General features: G+C 31.9%; 17 protein-coding genes. 1 reads left to right on the top strand and 16 read right to left on the bottom strand.

The features are described from left to right. Nucleotide 1 precedes the first annotated feature (1 nt). From CRN91_RS03385 to CRN91_RS03375, 3 genes are all read right to left on the bottom strand, one after another. Nucleotides 2–244 (bottom strand): acyl carrier protein, encoded by a 243-nt coding sequence (locus CRN91_RS03385; RefSeq protein WP_114115038.1) that lies wholly within the window; start codon nucleotides 242–244, stop codon nucleotides 2–4. Beyond that, nucleotides 237–2015, bottom strand: coding sequence for an HAD-IIIC family phosphatase (locus CRN91_RS03380; protein WP_114115037.1), 1779 nt, complete (start codon nucleotides 2013–2015; stop codon nucleotides 237–239). The genes CRN91_RS03385 and CRN91_RS03380 overlap by 8 nt, the downstream gene beginning before the upstream one ends. A gap of 193 nt (nucleotides 2016–2208) precedes the next feature. Then, on the bottom strand, nucleotides 2209–2322 hold the full coding sequence (locus tag CRN91_RS03375) for a sugar transferase (RefSeq protein ID WP_168177009.1): 114 nt from the start codon (nucleotides 2320–2322) through the stop codon (nucleotides 2209–2211). Between the two features lie 183 nt (nucleotides 2323–2505). On the opposite strand from CRN91_RS03375, the gene CRN91_RS03370 reads away from it, so the two are divergent. Continuing rightward, nucleotides 2506–3663 (top strand): Gfo/Idh/MocA family protein, encoded by a 1158-nt coding sequence (locus tag CRN91_RS03370; protein WP_114115036.1) that lies wholly within the window; start codon nucleotides 2506–2508, stop codon nucleotides 3661–3663. 164 nt (nucleotides 3664–3827) lie between these two features. Here CRN91_RS03370 and CRN91_RS03365 read toward each other — a convergent pair whose 3' ends face one another. From CRN91_RS03365 to CRN91_RS03305, 13 genes are all read right to left on the bottom strand, one after another. Then, nucleotides 3828–5408 carry a hypothetical protein gene (locus tag CRN91_RS03365; protein WP_114115035.1) on the bottom strand — a complete coding sequence of 527 codons (1581 nt, stop codon included), beginning with the start codon at nucleotides 5406–5408 and terminating at the stop codon, nucleotides 3828–3830. 94 nt (nucleotides 5409–5502) lie between these two features. Next, nucleotides 5503–6651 (bottom strand): glycosyltransferase family 4 protein, encoded by a 1149-nt coding sequence (locus CRN91_RS03360; protein ID WP_114115034.1) that lies wholly within the window; start codon nucleotides 6649–6651, stop codon nucleotides 5503–5505. A 72-nt stretch (nucleotides 6652–6723) separates the two neighbouring features. Beyond that, nucleotides 6724–7653, bottom strand: a complete 930-nt coding sequence (locus tag CRN91_RS03355; protein ID WP_114115033.1) for an NAD-dependent epimerase/dehydratase family protein — start codon at nucleotides 7651–7653, stop codon at nucleotides 6724–6726. 193 nt (nucleotides 7654–7846) lie between these two features. Continuing rightward, nucleotides 7847–9490, bottom strand: coding sequence for a heparinase II/III family protein (locus CRN91_RS03350; protein ID WP_114115032.1), 1644 nt, complete (start codon nucleotides 9488–9490; stop codon nucleotides 7847–7849). Then, complete coding sequence (locus CRN91_RS03345) at nucleotides 9487–11622, bottom strand: bi-domain-containing oxidoreductase (protein ID WP_114115031.1); 2136 nt, start codon at nucleotides 11620–11622, stop codon at nucleotides 9487–9489. The genes CRN91_RS03350 and CRN91_RS03345 overlap by 4 nt, the downstream gene beginning before the upstream one ends. 170 nt (nucleotides 11623–11792) lie before the next feature. Then, a complete protein-coding gene (locus CRN91_RS03340) occupies nucleotides 11793–12644 on the bottom strand; it encodes a hypothetical protein (RefSeq protein WP_114115030.1) in 852 nt (283 codons plus the stop codon). Between the two features lie 64 nt (nucleotides 12645–12708). Further along, nucleotides 12709–13935, bottom strand: a complete 1227-nt coding sequence (locus CRN91_RS03335) for a hypothetical protein (RefSeq protein WP_114115029.1) — start codon at nucleotides 13933–13935, stop codon at nucleotides 12709–12711. Then, on the bottom strand, nucleotides 13932–14825 hold the full coding sequence (locus tag CRN91_RS03330; protein WP_114115028.1) for a glycosyltransferase: 894 nt from the start codon (nucleotides 14823–14825) through the stop codon (nucleotides 13932–13934). The genes CRN91_RS03335 and CRN91_RS03330 overlap by 4 nt, the downstream gene beginning before the upstream one ends. Beyond that, nucleotides 14815–15759, bottom strand: coding sequence for an NAD-dependent epimerase/dehydratase family protein (locus CRN91_RS03325; RefSeq protein WP_254424966.1), 945 nt, complete (start codon nucleotides 15757–15759; stop codon nucleotides 14815–14817). The genes CRN91_RS03330 and CRN91_RS03325 overlap by 11 nt, the downstream gene beginning before the upstream one ends. Further along, on the bottom strand, nucleotides 15759–16523 hold the full coding sequence (gene rfbF, locus CRN91_RS03320) for a glucose-1-phosphate cytidylyltransferase (RefSeq protein ID WP_114115027.1): 765 nt from the start codon (nucleotides 16521–16523) through the stop codon (nucleotides 15759–15761). Before rfbF ends, CRN91_RS03325 begins: the two co-directional genes overlap by 1 nt. Next, nucleotides 16524–16967, bottom strand: a complete 444-nt coding sequence (locus tag CRN91_RS03315; RefSeq protein ID WP_371412776.1) for a dTDP-4-dehydrorhamnose 3,5-epimerase — start codon at nucleotides 16965–16967, stop codon at nucleotides 16524–16526. Continuing rightward, complete coding sequence (gene rfbG, locus CRN91_RS03310) at nucleotides 16967–18067, bottom strand: CDP-glucose 4,6-dehydratase (protein WP_114115026.1); 1101 nt, start codon at nucleotides 18065–18067, stop codon at nucleotides 16967–16969. The genes CRN91_RS03315 and rfbG overlap by 1 nt, the downstream gene beginning before the upstream one ends. A gap of 33 nt (nucleotides 18068–18100) precedes the next feature. Continuing rightward, complete coding sequence (locus CRN91_RS03305) at nucleotides 18101–19966, bottom strand: TIGR04326 family surface carbohydrate biosynthesis protein (RefSeq protein WP_168177008.1); 1866 nt, start codon at nucleotides 19964–19966, stop codon at nucleotides 18101–18103. Nucleotides 19967–19985: the final 19 nt, after the last annotated feature.

Here is a 19985-nt window from a genome sequence, read left to right as displayed (position 1 = left end):
GCTATTTAATTTTCTCAATCATCATATCAATCATTGAGCCCACATCTTTAATTTCTACCAGCTCTCCAAGAGCAAACTTAATCTTAAACTCTTTCTCGATTAAACTAACTAAGAGAATATGATTTAAACTGTCCCAATCTTCAATTTCATCAGCATTAGTTTGATTATTAATAATCAAATCTTCAATATCAAATATGTCTCTAAATATATTCTGAACGATTTTAAAAACCTCATCTCTAGCCATGATTAATTCCTATAAGTTTATTTTTACTCTCATAATCTGAAGTATTCAGACTCCAATTTGTATTTGATCCATTTGTATCTTTTAATGTAAATCCAAATTTTTGATATAAATCGCTTACCATATTATTTTTTTCACTTTGGTAATAGTAACCCATGATTTCTTTTAAACCTTTTTCTTTGCATTGCCTCACCAATTCATCAAGCATAGCAAATTCCATATCCCGCTTCAAAACTCTACAACTCATAAGCCACAAATCAATATGGCATTTATCTGCTTTTATACTTCCAATAATTACAGATATTAAGCCATTATCGCCATATTTATCTGTAAGTTTTCCATAAATCTTAATGAAATCATCACTTATAGCAATATTTTCAATCTCGCTGGCCATATATCTTTTAGTTGTTAGATTAAATTGATTAGTTTTGTTAGTCAGTTGAGTTATTCTATCTAAATAGATTGATGAAAAAGTCTCAATTTGAGCCGTCATTTTAAGAGATATTAAAAAGTCATCATAAGATTTAAAAACAGATTGTTCTTTAGTTCTTTTTTTATTATCTTCATAATATTTATTTCTTTTGATATCATCCACAAGGAGTGATATTGGTTCAAAGTAGCCATTTCTATCTATATGGTCTATGAAATCTATTACATCATCTCCAACATTTGGGACAATTACACCAGCAATTTGAGAAGATACCAAGTCTCGTTCTACTGGATTATCATCAATAAACACCAAACTATCAACTCCAATATTTATCTCTGTTGCAATATCTATTATATTTAAATGCTTAGGATCCCAATTTGACTTAAATGCTGCAAAATCTTCAAACCTTAAAACACTATCAGGATGCATAAAGCCTTCCTTTGCATTTTTTAAATCATTTTTTGAGCATACTGCAAGAATTACACCTCTTTGTTTTAGCTCTTTTAAATACTTTTGAAATGAAGTATAAGATTCAGAAATTGCATTATCTAAACCAATAGAAATTGCCTTCAATCCATCATCACCAATAACTCCACCCCAACAAGTATTATCAAGATCCACAACTAAACATTTTTTTGAAACACCAAGAATTGAATTTATAATTTTACTGATATTAAAAGTCAACTCTGGAATACTGCTCATGCTAAGAGCATATTTTGCTTGATACCAAAGAGATTTATCAAACCAATTTTTTAGCCCAAGATATGAAGACAAATAGTTAATATCACTAATATAAAGCTGCTTAGTAAATTTAGCTTCTTGTGAAAATTTTTCATTCAATTGATTTATAAAATAAGTTTTGCCGTGGATATCATAGGAGTCTAAATTTCCTAAACTTCTATTAACTGGATATTCAAAGTTATTCTGAATAATGGGGCAATTATATTTTGATAGAGAACTCCAAATTGATTTATACCTATCAATTTCAATATCTAATAAGGAGGATATTTTATCTTCACCATCATTCAATTCTGGAAATTCAATAATATTTTTAATTGATGTATGTATATAAATTATTTCTGGATTAAATTTATCCAATACTTCATTTTCAAACAAAGCATCTTCATAAAACTTATTGTACTCAGATTCATAAAAATTCGGTTTTATACCACTATCCAATAAAAATAATTCTAAAATATTTGTTACTTCAGCGGTTGTTGATCCACCTAGAATTGCTATATTCTTTTCTTTTAGGCCATGTTTATTTAATAATTCTCTTTTTATTAATTTCTTTTTTCTTAAAATATTATCTATATCTAATGGATACTTTAAATTAATATTCATTTTATTATTCCAATGTGTATATTCAATTTAGAAGAAAAACACCTTCAAGTACTTCATTTTAAAGAAAGAATGTAATATTAATTTAAAAATAAATGACTAAAAAAAATGAGGTAAACAAATATTAGTTACTTACAAGTCAATGACTTACCCCATCTCTCTTAATGATCTATAAAAAAAGTAATACATAATATCTTCAAATCAAATAAAAAAAATTACGATTCATATATTCTATATCTAATGCAACTTTATCAGCAATAGGCAACTCATCATGACCATTAATCTGAGCCCACCCGGTAATACCTAGCATTATGGGCTATACTCTGTCAAATCAGTTACTACCCATGTTATTGACAAACAATTAAAGGTAATTATAATAATTCGCAATGTATCAATTCACCATACCAGTATCTATTTCATCAATTCCTGTCGAAAAATTATCAGGTGCTTTGGAGTCAAAAATAAGCCCAATAATTATAATTAAAGAAAACAAATGAAATATTTAAGAAATAAAAAAAAAATTCAAAAAATAGAAATACTAAAAGTATATAGATTTTTTAAAATATATGGAGTTCGTAAAACATTATTTAAAATTGCAGGAAGAGCAAGAGGGAAATCTAAACTTTTAACAATCTTATTAAGAAGTAAAAAGAAGAACCCTGATATAGGCGTTATTGGTTGTGGGCAGTTTACATATTCTACTGTAGGTCAAGTGATATCTAGTAATTATGGAAATAGATTTTTGGATTGTTATGACATAGATACACAAGCCGCAGATACTTTTGCTGATTTTTATCAAATCAACCATCATTCATTAGATAGTAAATCTATTTTTGATAATGAACAAGTAAAATACGTATATATTGCATCTAATCATGCATCCCATACAGACTATGCAATTGAAGCGTTATCTAAAAATAAAATTGTATACCTTGAGAAGCCAATTGCAGTAAATAGACAGCAATTATCTAGACTTATAAGGTGTGTTAAGAATGCTAGTAAACCAATATATGTCGGCTACAATAGGCCATTTTCTAAGGCCATTCTAGATTTAAAGACTCAAGTATTAAGTAATTTTGATATGCCTATTACGCTAAATTGTTTTGTCACTGCACATAAACTTCCTTCGAGCCATTGGTACAGAGATAAAAATGAAGGTACTAGAATTTGTGGTAATGTTGGTCATTGGATAGATCTTGGAGTACACATATTGTCATGGACAAAATTGCCAGATAAATGGGATATTCAGGTTGTAACTAGTAATCCTCTTGAAGCTGATGATGATATATCTATTTCTTTAACGAGTTCAAGAGGGGATTTGATAGTATTTGTGATAACCTCAAGAAGCGAGCCTTTTGAGGGGATCAATGAAACAATAAATTTTCAACAGGGTGAAGTGATATGTAAGATTGATGATTTTAGATTAAGCACAACATGGAAAAATGAAACACTAATTAATAAGAAATACCATCCTAAAGATGTTGGTCATAATAATTCAATTTGCCAACCATTCGAAGAAAAATATTCAAGGGAATGGAATGAAGTTGTAAAGTCATCACTTCTAATGCTACATATCGCGGATATGGTAAAAAATTCTAATAAACATTCATCATTTTCTTTTAAAGATAGTATTTCAACTATCAACAACTAATCTTCCCACAACCTAATCCTTGTTCTCTTAAGAGCATGATTTGAGAGTAAATCACTTGTTGTTATTTGTTGGAGGCTTTATCGAAGATTAGTTAATTGTGACAAAATTAAATACTAAATTCAAGGAATTAGAAAGTAGGGATAATTAATTTTTTAAGATTATTATTAATATAGGTGATCGCCACCAACCAAACCCTTACCGAAATTTGTAACATAATAACCCAGTGTGTGTGGACTAGAAGAACGCATAGAAACCCAGCCAAGATCGTCATTTAAAAAATTAGATACTTTATCCCGATAGCCATTTAAAATGTCAGTAACTCCATCCGCAGGCAAGCTCATTTTAAAATTCAAACTTTGGTTATCTGATTCACGCCAATAACTAATATCGATTTCTGCATTTTGGTGCTGTTGGCGTAATAAAGAACAATCATTTACAAATATTGATTGATGATTAGCATCAAATACTGCACACCATTTAAAAGTTCCTTTCTTTTTATGTATTTTTTCATTTGGAACATTGGCGTTGAAACAAATATTAGTTGGTAAATTTGCTCCCGAATTCATGCCAATATTTAGACCAAATTTCATTCTGGTCGGAACTTCTCCCTTGCCATCAAATATAACTTTACACAAATAAAGTTTTTTTTCAGATGTTATATCTTCGAGAAGTTTTCGGCAGTTGATATAATTAACTGCCTTTATGTCAGTTTTAACAGAAGCAATATATGAAGAAGTTCCAATTTTTTCTCCATCTTCATTATAAAACTCAAAACTCATATTAAAGTCTTTAGGGTAAAAATTAGGGTAAATAACTAACTCAGTAAAGTCAAAATTACATGAAACGGGGAATGAAATGACCGAATCAAAAAATTCCTTTGTGTCAGGGTTTTTCCACATCGCTGATTCGGAAAAATCATTGCTTGTATCATAATAAGAATGGGAAAGAGAAATAGCCTCATAATTATTGTATACATTACCAACGACGAATCTTGGATAAAAACCTTTTAAATCATGGTTGATTTTAACTATACCTCTCTCATCATTAAAAAAAGATCTAACCGACTCATCATCTAAAATATTAATCCAAATGGTAGCATATGGATTTTCATTTTCAATAGTTCTTTTGACAAAAAGTGATTCACCTTCCGTATTGATGAATTCTAGACCAATCTTTTCTTTATCGATAGCAAACGGCCCATTAACGAAAGAAAAATAAGGACTATATTCTTTCTTAGAGATTATGTCAAAGCCTGTCTCTGGGACAATTTGCTCATTGTTTTCTTCCATATCACTTATATCATTGTAAATGCGTCCACAAGTATGAACAAAGGTGTTTCCAAGTTCACTCAGGTAAGATAAAGTGATTGCAGGATAAGGAAAAACCATATCTCGTGCTGAAAAGATCTCAATTTCGACTGAACCAAAGAAATTACCATCGAAATTCTCATGACTTTTACTAAGCATTTCTTTCATTGACCATTTAAAAGACTTAACACAATCGATAAGATTACTTTCAACAATAACAGTTTTACCATTAGAAGCTCTCACTGTAATAATAGCAGTAACTTCCTTAATTTCTCTCTTCAAAAGCCAGTAACCCATAAAAGTTACAACTGTATCGATTTTTTTATCCTCAACTCTTATTGGAAATACTCCACTAGAGCGCATAGTTGGATAATAGTTTATTGGAAGTGCTTCACCAAAAGATTTAGTTGAAGTAAGATGTTTAGAAAAAGATTTCAATATTTTTTCTCAAATAATATTTAAATATATTTTAAATTAATTACTTAATGCATATAGGACAATATGATTTTTATTATCTTTGTTGTAATCCAAACTATTTAGACTTTTGATAGTTGTTAAAAACTTCCTCTAAAAAAGAAAATGTTTCAAAAGCACAGACATCCCAATTGTACTCTTGAGCCATATTAAAACTTGCTTGAGATCTTTCTGATCTTAAATGAATATTATCAATGAGTTTTTTAATAGAATTATATATCTCAGCTGGCCTCTCCGGATTAAAATATTCACCAGCGTTCCCTAAAACTTCGGGCATTGGGCCTTTATTAGAGCAAGCAATTGGTAAACCAGAGGCCATTGTTTCTAGTAATATAATCGGTAAATTTTCACAACTAGAGGCAAATACTCCAAGATTAGCATCTTTATAAGCATTATGCATCTCAAGATAAGGAACCACTTCATTGTATCTAGCCCACTCATTATTTACATCAAACTTATTTAAAGATTTTTCTAGACGATTTTTAGCAAATAAGGCCGCACCTACTAAATTAAGTGTAACTGGATAACCTTCTTTTCTCAACTTTGCCACTGCTTCTACTACATTCCATTGATGCTTATATAAATCTACAGTTGAAACATAAAGTATTTGGAACGGTTTTGTTAAACTGTATTCAGTTATATCATACTGTTTTTTTGGATACATACAAAAACGAGAGTTGAGCCCATGCGGAATAATAACTGATGAGGCTGTTATCTTACCCACCACTTTTATCACTTGTTTCTTTGCATAATTAGTTAGAAAAATAACTCCATCTGCAGATCTAAAACTTTTAGACTGAAGCCACCATAATAATAGTAACCTGAGAGCTTCCCGTGAAACTCCATATCTTCTCGCCTCATTCCACTCAAAGGGTAATATATTTTGGCTCATTGTTACAATAGGCCTAAAATTACAAAGAACACTCCCCCCTGGAGAAAAAATTAAATCACAATTATTATCTTTAGCACTATATGAAAGTCGAAACTTTTGCCACATTAATCGAGAAAATAAACCTTGATTTAACTCCTTTGGAACTATTTTTTTTAACCAGGGAAAATTATTAATTTGACTAAGAGATTTTTCACCCCCCCAAATGACAACTTTAGATATATTATGTTTACTAATATTTACAGTTGATAAAACTTCAATAAGGTGCGTCAAACCACCTCCTCGTCGCAAATTTGATGCATCTATACCAATTATCATATAATTATTTTAGAATTTTCTTGAGTATTGATTATAAACAACCAGTGACTTATTAATTCATGATTGATAAGATCAATGCTCTTTCAAAAAAAACTGCACTGTATTCACAAGTCCTTTATCAAGTTTTGTAATTTTATCAAGTTCAATCTTAAAAAGTTTTGTCATCTTCTTGGATGACCCATTTGATTTTGCAGGGTCACCTAAAGGAAGACTTTGATAGTTTATCTCAGCATTGAAATCTATAATTTTCATCATTATCTCAGCAAGTTCGTCAATAGTTATTGATTTTCCTGTCAATACATTGCTAATTTCACAAATAGAATTTTTCGAGGCAAGGATAATTGCACTATAGATAATATTAACCACGTCTTTTACATAAATAAAATCACGTGTTTGTTGACCTCCATTAATAGTTATATTTTGCCCTTTTAGTAGCTTGTCGGCAAAAATAGAAATTACTCCAGAGTATGGACTACTTGGGTCTTGTCTTGGGCCATAAACATTAAAAAATCTTAACCCAACGCTAGATAATTGATAAATTTTATGTGCCGTTGTTGAATACAATTCCATCGCATATTTATCAGTTGCGTAAGGAGTCAATAAATCAACATTCTCGATTTCATCATTTCCAAATTCAAAATTACCGTAAACAGCGGAAGAAGATGCATAAATTAATGGAATATTATGCAATCTACAATGATCAATCACCTTGATAGTGCCCAATAGATTTGAAGATGAACTGTCAGAAAAATTAGTAATAGATAATGGTACAGAGGGTTGAGCAGCCAAATGAACTATTGCATCAATATCAATAAAGTTATTAAAGTTAAATAATTCAATTTTATCTTCATAAAAATCAATTTTTTGAATTACAGAAGACAAATTAGATTTATTACCAGTACTCAAGTTATCAACACAAACAACTTCATGATTGTTTTCTATTAATAGCTCAACCAGATGGGATCCGATAAACCCAGCACCTCCTGTAATTAAATACTTCATGTATTTTTTTCTATTTTATAAGCATCAACACTATTCATCTACCAACTCCTTCATAATATTTAATGTATGCAAAGCAATCTCTTTATAATCAGATAGCTCTTGAAACCTTATTATGGACCTTTCACTCATCTCTTGTCTCAATAAATCATTTTTTATAATTAAACCTATCTACAAGGATAGCAACAAAAAACTATTAATAATTTTGCCATATAATTTTTGTTATTCCTATAAAAGGCAAAGAACCAGTATAAGTATATATGAGCTGTTTATTATCAATAGATAAGCCAAATTCAGGGTGATATTGGGATGATACAACCTGCAGCTTTCCAGATCCTTCAAACACTATTTTTACTAATTTTCCATTGACTTCAAACTCAACAGAGTTTTCTTGAGGATTTATTATTGACACTTCTGGATGTAATGGCAATATAGAGTTAACACTATGCACTCCTTTTCCAGAAATACTGTCTTTAATTATTATTCTATTGTCAAAAAAATTCCAGTCACGCTTATGAATTGGTCTACCTTTAAGCCTTGTATATCCATCGTGATAAGCTGATACTTCGATATTATTCTTATTCTGCTTGGTTTTTATATTTAGCACATTTGCACGCCTTGCTACACGAAACCCACTCCAAACTTCACTGGAGTTTTGCTCATCAATAACAACTGTTGAATGTGATAATGTGCTTCTTTGTTTATGGCGCTCAGAACTTATTCCATAAATAGAAGTACCAGAGTTAACAATAACTCTTTTCCCAAAAAGTGATAACTCAAAACTTAATACATCAGCATGCCCATGACCAGGAATATAGTCAGGGCCAATATTTGCCACATCAAGCATCGCCACTAAATTTTCTCTTTCTACCCTAATATATCCAGAGTCTTTTAAATACTCTAATGTTTTAACTTTCTCACTAATATTTTTTATACCTAACTTTTTTGCATAATCTAGCAACTCATCCAAAGATGGAGCTACACCAAAAGCTCCATCATTAAAAAAAGATATCCCTCCATCAGGGTGACACATAGATTTTAACCAATAAAGCATAAGTGGTATCTTGTCTTTAACTCCACTTATTTGTTTCTTGTTGTATGCATGATGAATATTCACTAAATCTAACAAATCTAACAAGAATATCGAGTGATACATAGGAGATAATTCGAAATTTCCTCCATCAGTAAGTACTTGCTCTAATAATTCTTTTTCTATTATATTTAAACCAGTTTGATACCAGCTATCAGACTCTTTTCCTTTAAAAAATAGCCCAGCAAAGACCAAGGCCTTTGCATTTGCAAACAAATGGTTGCCCAACAAGTCTGTTTCTAAATTATTAGATAAATGTCGTACTTGAATAGCTAGAGAATCGAACCACTGCTGTTTAAAAGAATTTCCTATTAATGACCACTTTATCCAATTAACAATCCGCAATGAGGAAGGATAAGCTTCCCAACCATTGCCATATCCTGGAGGATTTTCATAAATCCATCGCTCAATTAAATTAGCATGCCAAGAAGCTCTTTGAATTGCTTCAATAGCATTTAGATCATCAAAGTAGTGAAGATTGTATAGCCAAAGTTTATCTTGATTGGTTAGATTCCAATCATCTGCTTTCTCTACATCTGCAGTTACATTAAGAAATTGAAAACGATTTTCACCTAACATTCTTGATTGGCCAGGTACAAAAGACTGTGGTTTTCTTGAAATTATAGAAACACTTGGTGAAGGCGATATATTAATAGCTCGCTTTATATATCTACGTTTTAATCGGTTAAATATTTGCCTAAATTTTAAATATTTAACTGTATGAAATACTAATTTTAACTTTTGTATCATTCACCACGCAATGCATTCGCTACTTCAATTGAAACTCTAGAACTTTCTATAGTTTCTTCATAAGGTATTGGAACTTCCTTGCCATCAATAATTGAACTAACAAATGATTGAACACAGGCTTTCTGCCCTTTGTCTTGCTTAAATAGCTTCATCTTCTTAAACCCTGGCCATCCATAACCATTAAGCACTCGATAGTTATCCATTTGTAATACTGCATTATCACAAAAAACCTCGATACGCTCTTTAGGGAATGCGGAGCCTCCATTGGCTAAATATAATATCGTACCGAAAGAACCATCTGCAAATGTTAAAGTGATTGAAGCCTTATCTTCTCTAACCTCAACACCAGATGCATTTCCCATCATAGTAGCTGTAAAGTCAACAATACTATGCCCAACAAGGTGACGCATTAAATCAATAAAATGACAACCTTCTCCAACAATTCTACCACCACCAACGTGAATATCTTGCACCCAATGTTCAGCTGGAATCGGTCCCGCATTTACAGTCATAAGAATTGACTTAGGAGACTGATGATTACTCATCAACTCTTTTATTTTTATAATGTGGGGAGCAAAACGTCTATTAAAGCCAACCATTAATTTAACGTTTTTAGATTTATTGTTCTCTTTATATGCTTTGTCAATCTGCTCAATTTCATCTAATGTTAAAGCTAGTGGCTTTTCAACAAAGACATGCTTTCCAGCATTTAGCGAGTCAACCACTTGGGTTGCATGTGCGTCATGTCGTGTAACAATTGCAACTGTATTGATACTTTCATTATTTAAAACATCATCTATACTAGTAGAGGCGGTTAAAAAACTGTTTTTGTTACCATGATGAACACCACTAATACCTCCACTTGTTACTAGTGTATCAAGGACAGATTCAGTCTCTTTAAAAGCAGGAATTAGAATTCTGGACGCATAATTACCAGCCCCAATAAACCCTATGCAAGGTGCAACTTTAACTGGCATAGTAGAGGATTTAGATAACAATCTAACTTTAGACTTTTGAAGGTTGACTTTATCTTGGGGAGGATAATTTAACACAATACCTAGTGCTGATGGATCATCCAGCAAAGTATATGCTTTGATTGCATTTTTAATATTATAACGATGAGTAATCAAGGGCTGCACATCCAAAGCTCCAGAATCCATCATATCTAATACTGCTTCAAAATTTCTTTGCTCAGTCCATCTCACAAAACCTACCGGATAATCATTTCCATCCTCTTCATAAAACGAGTCATATCGGCCAGGGCCATAAGAAGCTGAGACCTGGAAAGTCAGCTCTTTTTTGAAAAAATCATCTCGACGCAACTTCAATCCCACTATACCAACTAATACAATCCTGCCTCGTTTACGGCACATTTCAGCCGCTTGATGCATAACCTCATCAGACTGAGTTGCTGCAGTAACAAGAACACCATCCACACCTCTGCCTCTAGAAAAGCTTCGAGCAAAAATAACTGGATCTTCATCTTTAGATAAATCAACAGTATCTGCACCAAACTGTCGTGCCAGTTCACATTTCTTAGAGTCAAAATCAACACCTAGCACTCTACAACCATTAGCTCGCAACATTTGCACGCACATCAAACCAACTAACCCAAGGCCGGTAACCACAAAACATTCGCCAATAGTAGGCTGAATTAGACGAATTCCTTGCAGTCCAACAGCACCTAAGACTGTAAATGCTGCAGACTCATCGTCAACACCATCAGGAATTTTTACACATAAATTTTTTGGAACACGAACAACTTCAGCATGATTTCCATTTGAAACCACTCTATCACCAACTTCAAAATTACTAACATCGCTTTCTAAAACAACGCCAGCGTTACAATAACCCAATGGTAATGGCTGGTCTAATTTAGATTTCACTGCATCAATAGTTGCAACCAACCCATCAGAAACAACCTTATTGAGTACCTCTTTTACTTTGTCAGGCTGTTGCTTGGCTTTATTAAGTAAGTTAGACTTACCAAAATTCACCAACATGCGTTCAGTTCCAGCTGAAACCAAGCTATTTTTAGTAGCTATTAATACATTTGATTTAATATTTCTAGGAGATGGAACATCAACAAGAGAGGTTTTTCCATTTGATAAGTTTTGTAGTATTTGTTTCAAAATTTATTTACTAAACCAGAGATGCCGATAATTCCAAACATCGCTATTCGTTGCTATGCAGAATATTAATATACTCTTTAAGATACCTTAAAGCACTAATAGAAATATCAAACTTGCTTTCTGTTATTTTCCAGATAGGGTTAGCAAAAAAATATGGTAATTCTATGAAATTATTTAACACTTTCTCTATACTTATAACTTAATAAAATTAAATTATAGAAAAACGCCACTAATAATGAAAAACCAAAAAATATTATAGGATTTGGATAATATATTGATATATCATTTTTTGATACTGGAAATAAATAAGACACCGTTGTAAAGTCATCTTTTTTCATTGCTTCCCACTTAGCAATGATTTTTTTCTGATTAAGTATTTCTGTTTCTAACGCAACCCGGCGAGAAGTATCATTGGTCTTATATGTCATTAAACTAACAAGGTTGAGTTTGTATTTTTGATTAAAATCTTCCATATCTTGAATAGCCAAATCGTACTTTTTCTGTTGATTTGCCCATTCCTCAATATTTTCATCTGTGAACATATACTCGCCATCTGAAGTTTCAAGTATTTCTAAAATTTCACGATCAACATCCAATATTTCATTGATCATATCAAATTGTCTCTGGATTGATATATTATCAAACTCCTGCAGCCTTTGCATAACAGCTTTTGCTGTGCTAACAATACTATCTGGATTGGTGTTTTGGAAAGTTATAATCATATTTCCAATATCATTTTCTGTAATTTTGAAACTAGATACTTCACTTCCTTTAATAGTTTTATTCAAATAGCTACTAAAACTAGAACTTATTAAAATTCCATTAATATCTGGAAACTCAAGTAAAGGCGTATTAAATTCTATAGGATGCCTACCAGATTTAATTATTTTTTCAACTTTATACTTATTTTCAACAATATTAAGACTGGGTAACACCCAGTAAGCGGCAAAAAATATCGCAATAGTTATTAGTAAGTGTCTCTTAATAATATTTAATGTATTTAACAAGGTAAATTCATTCATAATCACTTATTCTATTAAACATAAAATTTTCTATTATTTTATAGTAAGGCACTAGATTTAAAAACTAAAACTTATTTTTTTTTATATTCGAACCAGCATAAATAATATATGCTAAATGTAATACAAATATCTCCATCACTCCAAGGGAAAACATTACAGGGTAATGAGCATTACCCAAAATAAAGACCCCTATGATAAATACATTTGGAACTATTGCCTGTATATTTTTATTACTAAATGCTCTAATAATGTAATAAAAAATTGAGAGATAAAACACACCTACACCAACAAACCCATACTTTATAAGTTGGGTTATATATGAAATTTCTCCCAATTTAAATAATTCAAGCTCCCTTTCATAAGAAACACCTAGTAAAATTTCTTTAAAATTAAAATAAGTAAATCCTTTAACACTTCCGAGAATATATTTTTCATAAATAAAATCTAAACTAGTATGTTTAATAGTTAATATTTTGACCAAAAGGTAGATTACGAAACAAGCAACAAAAATGCTAACATATAAATTTATAAAGCTTTTTATTGGTTTATTTAGAATTCTTTTTAAATAAATTAAATAAATAATTACTATTGATATAAATAGCAAGAAAAAAGAAGCTATTGTAGGAGACAAAAAGAGCATCAAAACTGCTAAAAGAGCTAAAGATAAATTGACCCCATCCTTATTATTTTTATACTTATATAAATACCAAATAAAAATAATTACAGCCAACTGAGATGCAGTTTGGCCCCCTTGCTGAGCCATCATAAGGGAATTCAACCCTTGAATATGATACGGCAAAATTTCTCTAGTGATATTATATAACTCAATATATCCTCTAACACCTGTTATTTCCCCATTACACATAAATAAATCAACCAGAAACTTATTCCCAAAAATAGCTATGTATAAATATTCTATTACCAGACCAACTAGCAGAATAAGATAAATAAGATTGATTTTTTTTAAATATTCATTTGAGGAGAGAAAAGGTAGAATTACTTTACTTAGCAACATGGAAAGAAGTATGACATAGGTCATTTTAAAAAAGATAAGACCCTTTAGTTCGATAAACGTATAGTAAATGTTTAAAAATACAAATAGAAAAGCTATGATAATGTCAGATTTTTCTAAAATAATTTTTTTGGAGTTGAAGACAGCAATTCCAAATGCTACAAAAATCAAAGCAAGCTCTAATATTTTAAGATCTTGACAAAAAATAGATTGAACTATCGATATCAAAAAAATATGGGCAACCAAATAGCCCAAAAAGTATGTTGCTATTGGCTTCAAACCCTCACCCCACTTATTTTTTTAATAAAAAATTTTATAATTATTTTTAAAATATTTTTAAAAGACTGTCTTTTGAGTACACTTACAAGTAAAGTAAAAGAAAAAGAGTTATTATTGATACAAGCAACAGACTCAATGTATAAAATGGATGAATAAAATATATTAATTGCTTTCTTATTGGTTTTTTTGTAAGAATTACCATTTTTTTTGTACCAGATTTTTAGTTCTTGTATTTTTAAATCTACTTTTAGAATTGATTCATTATTACCATCTTTTCTGCAAATAGCTAACGGCTCCTGAAATGAGCCCATTTTCCCGTTTATTGCTAATCTCATGACAAGGTCAAAGTCACCAATAATATGGTAATCTGAAGAAAAACCCCCTATACTTAAATAAGCCGACCTTCGAACTGCGAGTGTCAACATGCCCACTGAATAATTTATAAGTAGGTTATTCAACGCATAGCCAGAGGGAATTTCTCCTTTTTTTCTGAATACTCTACTTTTTTTAGTATGTTCTGTAATTATATAAAAATTTCCACATGAGAAAACTACATCATTGTCTTTATAAAGTGCAACTTGAGTTTCTAGAATAGAATTCTTCCAATAATCATCGACATCCAAAAAAGTAATCAGCTCACCTTGAGATTTTTCTATTGCAAGTGCCCTTGCTTCACTGAGATTAGTATGTTTATCAGCTAAAAAATAGTTTAGTCTTCTGTCATTATATTTATTAAATATTTCTGCACTAAGGTCTGTAGATATGTTGTCCCAAAAAATTAACTCCCAATTAGTATAGTTTTGGGAAATGACACTTTCAATTGTTTCAGATAAGTATTTTTCACCATTAAAGCAATTAACTATAACGCTTACAAGGAGTTTATTTTGCATTGTCAATATTTCTTATCGCATCAATAGTTTTTCTCAGTCCTTCTTCCAAACTAATTTTTGGTTGCCAATTCAATAATTTCTTTGCTTTTGTTATATCTGCATATAGCTCCATATTCTCTCCAGCCCTATATCCAGTCTCACCAAACTGGGGGCTTCCTGTGGTAATAATATTTTGAATTTTATTAACAACGTCTTTTATGAAGATTGGCTCTCCAGATGCAATATTAATTACTTCCCCAAAAGCTTTAGTATTATCAATTGAGGAAAAAACTGATCCAACAAAATCACCAATAAAACAAAAATCTCTTAACTGTCTTCCTTCTGAAGTTGGAAACTTTCTTCCTTCAATACATCCTTTAATAACCTGGGGGATAAATCTTTCCATTCCCTGTCCAGGGCCATACACCAAAAAAGGTCTAAGAATTACAACTGGATAGTATTCAGTCCTATAAAGCATTTGCAAAAAATGAGTTGTTGTAGTCTTTGCAAAAGAATAAGGTGAAATAGGAGACTCTCTCTGATTTTCATTTTGAGGTGCTACATTTATACCATATTCATCACTACTTCCAATTTGGATAAAACTTTTCAAGCTGTCTTTATTAATGTTGTTGATTAAGTTTTTAGTTCCATTAAAGTGCACATTAAATACCATGTCACCCCCAGAAGAATAATTGGAGTGATCAACATATCCACCTAAATTTATTACATATTGGAATGTCTTATTTTTTAATTGATTGCATAGATTATCTTGCTGACTTATATCTACTGATAAATACTCAACATCTTTAATTCTATCTGAAAAAGGTTTATGACTTTTAGAAATTATTGTCACTTTTAAACCTCGAACTAGAGCTTCTTTAACTATATGTGTTCCAATAAATCCTGTACCACCCACAACAAGAATATGGTCTTTTTTGATAGAAGTTTTACTCACTAAATCTTCCAAGGTGCTTTATTAGACTTCCATAATTCCTCCAAATTGTCTCTATCACGTTTGGTATCCATGCATTGCCAATATCCATCATGGTGATATGCCATAAGCTCACCCATTGCAGCTACTTTCTCAAGAGGATCATGTTCAAGTATAGTTTGATCTCCAATAATGAAATCAAAAAATTCTGGTTCGCAGATAAAGTATCCCCCATTAATCCAACCTTTGGTTAATTGTGGTTTTTCTTTAAATGATATAACTTGTTGTTTTTGTATCTCTAACTCACCGAAACGCGCGCCAGGATGAACTGCAGAGACTGTAACCATCTTACTATGGCTTCTGTGAAACTTTAGAAGAGCGTCAATATCAATATCTGCCACTCCATCACCATACGTCAGCATAAATGTCTCATTACCAATAAAAGATTGCATTCTCTTTACACGACCTCCAGTCATCGATTCAGTCCCTGTATCAACTAGTGTTACTCTCCAATCAATATCCTCAACTTCGAGTGGCTCAACTTCTCCCGATGAAAGGTTCACTGTAAAATCTGCATTTAAAGAACGATAGTTCAGAAAATACTCTTTTATCACCTCTGCCTTATAACCAAGGGCCAAATGAAAATCTTTATGTCCAAAATGTGCATAGGTCTTCATTATATGCCAAAGTATAGGACGCCCACCTACTGTAACCATTGGCTTAGGTATAACTGCCGTGTGTTCTGATAGCCTGGTTCCAAAGCCACCTGCAAGAATAATTACTTTCATCTAATACTTACTCCAATTAAATTTAATTTCAGCTAGTTCTTTTCTTTCAACTTCTTCTGGTGAGTGCTCAATATTTGCTATATTAAGAACTAAACTTTTTTGAAGACCTAAGCCTTGAAAACCTACCCAAATCATGGGTGGAATGGTTAAGCGAGAATAGCCATCTTCTATCGAAAGAGTTACTTCTTGAAACTGATTTACATTATCTTGATTGTCTCGATCATCAAAAAGAATAAAACGAACTGTTCCAACAGGGACAACCAGATTCAATACCATCTGCTTATGTCGCTTCCACCCCTTGATTGCATCAGGTTCAATAGTGGAAAAATAGGCCTCACCAAAGCCTGAATAACCATGATCGCTGATCTTCATAGCATGTAACACATCGCCCCCTTTTGTGTCAATGATTGAAAGTGGGGTAATATTAACTCCATTTATAGCCACTAACAACTCCAATTAATATCTTGTGATTTTGCTATCTTAGTAAATTCATCAATTTGTGAGATAGTGAAATCATACATTGACTGATTGCTATTTTGATAATAGTATTTATACCATTCAACTGTCATTTTTACTGTATCTGAAAATTGCATTGATGGACGCCAATCGAGATCATAAAGTGCTTTATCACAATTTAGCTTTAGCAATCCTGCCTCATGAACATGGCTCTGTGCAACTGAAACATCATTCCAACGAACATGGTCCCAATATTTTGCCATCTCGTCAATCAATTCAGAGACTGGATAATTTTGATTAGATGAAGGTCCAAAATTATACGCCTCACCATGGAACTTATTTTCCACTGCAAGCTCAGCTGCCAAAACAAGATAACCACTAAGTGGCTCCAGAACATGCTGCCAAGGACGAGTTGACTGAGGGCTTCGAATATCAACAATTTGATTTAAAGACCACGCATACATGCAGTCGGGCACTATTCGATCAACAGCCCAGTCTCCCCCACCAATCACATTACCAGCTCTAGTGATGCCCACACGTACATTAGAATCTGAAGAATTGAAGAATGATTCTACATAGGTGCGAATCACCAATTCTGCCATCCCTTTAGAAGCACTATAAGGATCCTTACCCCCTAAACGATCAGTTTCACGATATCCCCAAACCCACTCTACATTATCATAAGCCTTGTCACTAGTGATCATAATTGCCACAACAGGCTTGTCTAGACTTCGCAATGCATCTAAAAGATTGGCAGTACCGATTGCATTTGTTGTAATTGTTCCTAGTGGATCTTCATAAGAAGGCCTAACCAGGGCCTGGGCAGCCAAATGAAAGACAAAATCAGGTTGAATTTTCTGAACTAATTTTGCTATTGAATCTGCATCACGAATGTCAAGCCTATGATCTTCAATCTGAGTAGATAGACTAGTTACACTATAGTGAGATGGAGTTGATGGAATGTCAAATGAAACCCCATATACTATTGCACCTAGTTGTTTAAGCCAGATTGAGAGCCATGAGCCTTTAAAGCCAGTATTACCAGTAACTAAAACTTTTTTACCATTAAAATTCTTAGAGATTTGCATTGTCTTTAAAATTTATTTATTGTGTTTATCAAATTAATCATTTAACCATTTTTGCCATCTTGGTAAATCTAGATCAAGATAAAAATAATTTCTTTTTTGATTTAAATTAGTTACCTCTATAGTGTTAATTGCATTAGATAAGCCCTCTGAATTTTTTATGAAGTATACGCTTTTAACGCCAATCAATGGGCTCATATTGAGGGTTTTACCGTCCAACAGGGTAATCACTGGAAGACCTGCACAGTAGCCATCAATCGCAGCTGAAGTTATCAAACTTGAATACACAATATCACTAACTCCAAGTAGCTCCTGAATTGGTTTTATGGATATCTCACCACGTAAACTTGGAAAATCCGCCATATTAATTGGACATGCAGGATGAGGTTTAATAATAAAACGGACTGATTTATCAACATCTACAAGCGCCGATAATAGAACATTTAACTGTTTATAAGTATTTTTTATCAAGTAATCCCCAACTACTAGTACTGTTTTTTCTCTTGAAATATCAAATTTTCTCTTAGTTTGATAATTAGGAAAATTGGATAAATAAAGATAACGTAATGACTCTACTTCAATCAGATCCTGTTTAGGATAACCGCCATCCAAATATGTGTTTTTTGATACTTCGCCATTCACCCCTACAAAATTAGGAAGGGGTAAACTGTATGATTTTTTTTGGTTATAGTTTCGCGTATCAAAAAAATTTCTCAAGTCCCACTCAATAACTGCTGATGGTGGAAAACCCATTAATTTTTTTTTGTGCCCTGCTGATTGCCAGGCAGAAATAAAGCCAAACTCCCAACCTTGGTTTTCTTGTAAATAACAACCGCGATTCTGTATTGGCAATTCATTCATAGCTTTCTCGAATAAATTAAAATAGAGAAGATTAGTCATTGCTGGAATACCAGACATTGAATCATGACAATCTTTTTTAAATAATGGCCAAAGATACCCACTATTCTCTTTTAATCGTTTTTGGACCAATTTATTTAATTTAAGAACTTTGTACCAGTCTTTAAGAGTACTAAAAATTAATGGTAGTGTTAAAAAAGATGCAAGCGTTACATGCACCTGATTACCTTTATTGAAATGATTAAAACGTTTAATAAGTTTAGATGCCTTTTTAGCTGAAGGCAATAAACTATCTTTAACGTAAATATGAAGCCAATTGCTAGAATGCTGATTTTTATGCAATAAGTCAGTAAGTGTTGTCCAGTAATGACTCTCGTATTGACCTTTATTTGATGATTCTGGAACTAAATTAAAAAGATAAGAGACAAAGGTTGTAGTTGCATCTGTCTTTCTCCATTCTTTCACTCCAACACCTATTAGTGCCCAGTTTGAAATTAAATAATGCACCAACCAGATCAATGACTTAATTATGTTAGGCAAAGAATGGAAAACTTTCTTTGCCATACTAATTTGAGACTTACTGATTTGATCTTTTTTCCACTCAAAATCTATTAGTAATCTTTTTGCTAATAGAGAGACTGACATAGAAAGTTCGTTGTTAGCTGAAACAAGGGTAAGTTTCTGATATTTATTTTCTTTTAGCCACTTTTCTAGTGCCATTAACTTTACGATATTATTAATTTGAGGTGATTTAGCATAATTACATTTCTCAACTAATAGCGTCATCCACCAATAACTAAACTCTTGACGAATTTTTAAATAGTCAACTATTCTTTTACTATTAATTTTTGCTTCACCAAAATCATAAATTAGACTTAAATATTTAGCCTTTAGATTATTTGCATTCTCTTCAACTAAATGAGGAATTGAGAAAATTCCATCCACCTCTGAATTTTTATAACTATTCCAGTGAATAACTTGAGGCGTGTCATCAGGTGGGATGCTATCTAGGTCCCATACCAATAATTTAGATTTAGTGCGCATCAACCTTTTCATATGAGAA

Origin of the sequence: Candidatus Thioglobus sp. NP1 (assembly GCF_003326015.1) — a bacterium.
GTDB lineage: Bacteria > Pseudomonadota > Gammaproteobacteria > PS1 > Pseudothioglobaceae > Pseudothioglobus > Pseudothioglobus singularis_A.
This window is presented reverse-complemented; position numbering and strand designations above follow the sequence as displayed.